This is a genomic window from Vibrio sp. 1557, from assembly GCF_033340175.1.
Lineage (GTDB): Bacteria > Pseudomonadota > Gammaproteobacteria > Enterobacterales > Vibrionaceae > Vibrio > Vibrio alginolyticus.
On the sequence record NZ_JAWOVZ010000095.1, the window covers coordinates 1 to 1580 of the forward strand.

4 protein-coding genes are annotated in these 1580 nt (G+C 47.7%); all 4 read right to left on the reverse strand.

The genetic code is table 11. The features are described from left to right. A partial coding sequence (locus R7070_RS24890) for a flagellar biosynthetic protein FliR (protein ID WP_318141359.1) occupies nucleotides 1-185 on the reverse strand: 185 nt, incomplete at its 3' end. 8 nt (nucleotides 186-193) lie between these two features. Next, a complete protein-coding gene (gene fliQ / locus R7070_RS24895; protein ID WP_005457784.1) occupies nucleotides 194-463 on the reverse strand; it encodes a flagellar biosynthesis protein FliQ in 270 nt (89 codons plus the stop codon). A 26-nt stretch (nucleotides 464-489) separates the two neighbouring features. Then, nucleotides 490-1359 (reverse strand): flagellar type III secretion system pore protein FliP, encoded by an 870-nt coding sequence (gene fliP / locus R7070_RS24900; RefSeq protein ID WP_025587919.1) that lies wholly within the window; start codon nucleotides 1357-1359, stop codon nucleotides 490-492. Further along, nucleotides 1346-1580 (reverse strand): flagellar biosynthetic protein FliO (locus tag R7070_RS24905; protein ID WP_318141360.1); only part of this gene is annotated, 235 nt, incomplete at its 5' end. The genes fliP and R7070_RS24905, both read right to left, overlap by 14 nt.

The following is a 1580-nucleotide window of genomic DNA, read 5'->3' on the forward strand; positions in this document are numbered from 1 at the left end:
TGCGGAACAGCAGGAATAGCGGGCATCACGGCAAAAGTAATCGCAAGGCCGAGATACAAACGAATACGAGGAGAAACAAAGCGAGCGCCAGTAACGGTCATTACCATCAACATCGACGAGATACGAACGTACGGCCAAAAATAATTGGCTATCCAGTCTAAGATGATTTGAGTGGGATACTCCATACCAGCCTCTAGTACAGAACCTGAGGCAAGCGCTCAATCAAGCCGAAGAAATATTCCATCAGCATTTGCGTCATCCAGTGACCAAACAGCATCAAAGCTAACAAAGTCACGATCAAACGAGGTAAGAAGCTTAATGTCTGTTCGTTAATTGACGTCGCGGCTTGAAAAATCGCCACGACCAAACCGATGAGCAAACTGGGAATAATAATGGCACAGACCATGATCAACACCATCCACAGTGCCTCACGGAAAAGCTCGACAAACATTTCAGGAGTCATGTCTTACCTCTTTTCTCTGTGCCAATCTAAAGGGCAAAACTGCCGGCTAAGGTCGACAATATCAAGTTCCAACCATCCACCAACACAAACAGCATTAACTTAAACGGCAGCGATACAATCATTGGCGATAGCATCATCATACCCATGGCCATCAAAACCGATGCCACCACCAAGTCGATGATCAAGAACGGCAGAAACAACATAAAACCGATTTGGAACGCCGTTTTCAGCTCCGAGGTGATAAAAGCGGGAATCAACACCGCCATCGACACATCTTCTGGATTGGTTACTTGCTCGCCCGACATATTTACGAAGGTTTCCAAATCCTTAATACGCGTTTGCTTAAGCATGAAGGCCTTCATCGGCACTTGCGCTGCATCGAATGCTTCGCGCGCTGTCACTTGTTCGTTGAGGTATGGCTGGATAGCCGTGTCATTGATTTCGTTGAGCACAGGAGACATGACAAAGAAGGTCAAGAAAAGCGCGATGCCAATGATCACCTGATTCGATGGTGTTTGTTGTAAGCCCATCGCCTGACGCAGAATCGACATTACCACCACAATTCGGGTGAAAGACGTCATCAAAATCACCATTGCTGGCAAGAAGCCCAGCATGGTCATTAAGGCGAGAATTTGCAATGTAACAGAATAGTCTTCACTGCCATCCGGATTGGTGGTCATGGTGAAAGCTGGAATACCAGCACCGTTGCCAACCGACATAGAGCGACTTGCTCCGGTATCGCTTTGCATGGCCTGAACCGTCACACTGCTCCCTTCTGCTAAATTCGCAGGCAGCGGTGATTCCTCTGCCTCAGCAAACGAAAATGAAGAAAACAGCACGCCAACCAGTAGCACCACAGTGCTAAAAAGCAGACGGATTGGATTACCCTTTGTCATTTTTCTTGATCAGTTGGCTGAACTGACTGGCAAAAGCATTGGTCGCCAACTCTTCCTCTTTCAATGGCTTTTCTAGCTTGGCTAAGGTTTGGATCGATTGACTGGTGATGCCCACCAAAAACTGCTCTTCTCCAACCTGAACCACAGCGATTCGCTCTTTGGTGCCGACAGGTAATTGGCTCACGATGCGTAAACCCTTTTGCTGCCCTAACGCCGGCACT